The sequence below is a fragment of the Mesorhizobium sp. M5C.F.Cr.IN.023.01.1.1 genome, from assembly GCF_003997585.1.
In the GTDB taxonomy this organism is placed as follows: Bacteria; Pseudomonadota; Alphaproteobacteria; order Rhizobiales; family Rhizobiaceae; genus Mesorhizobium; species Mesorhizobium wenxiniae.
On the sequence record NZ_RZSU01000260.1, the window covers coordinates 1 to 462 of the forward strand.

1 protein-coding gene is annotated in these 462 nt (G+C 69.7%); it reads left to right on the forward strand.

Annotation, left to right across the window (positions count from 1 at the left end; translation table 11 throughout):
- On the forward strand, nt 1-462 hold a 462-nt coding region (locus tag EOA78_RS35665; RefSeq protein ID WP_206533573.1), incomplete at both ends, for a biotin/lipoyl-containing protein.

Genomic DNA, 462 nt, shown 5'->3' on the forward strand with positions numbered 1-462 from the left:
GTTCAAGAAGGTGGGCGACGCGATCGCCACCGACGAGCCGCTGGTCGAGCTCGAAACCGACAAGGTAACGGTGGAAGTGCCGGCCGCGGCCGCAGGAACGCTCAGCGAAATCGCCGTCAAGGAAGGCGAGACGGTCGAAGTCGGCGCTTTGCTCGGCATGATTTCGGCGGGCGACGGGGCAAAAGCAGCACCCGCGAAGGCGTCAACTCCTGAAACGAAGCAGGACGCGGTATCGCAGGCCTCGGCGCCGACCGCCGCATCCACAGTCGAGCAAGCCGCGGCCGAGACCGCCAAGATCGCCGGCGATGCCGGGCCGATCGAGGCGCGCGCGATGCCGCCGGCGCCGGCGGCGGCGAAGCTGCTGGCCGAGAGCAATCTCGCGGTCGACCAGGTCTCAGGTTCCGGCAAGCGCGGCCAGGTGCTGAAGGGCGACGTGCTCGACGCGATCGCCAGGGGCGCGCC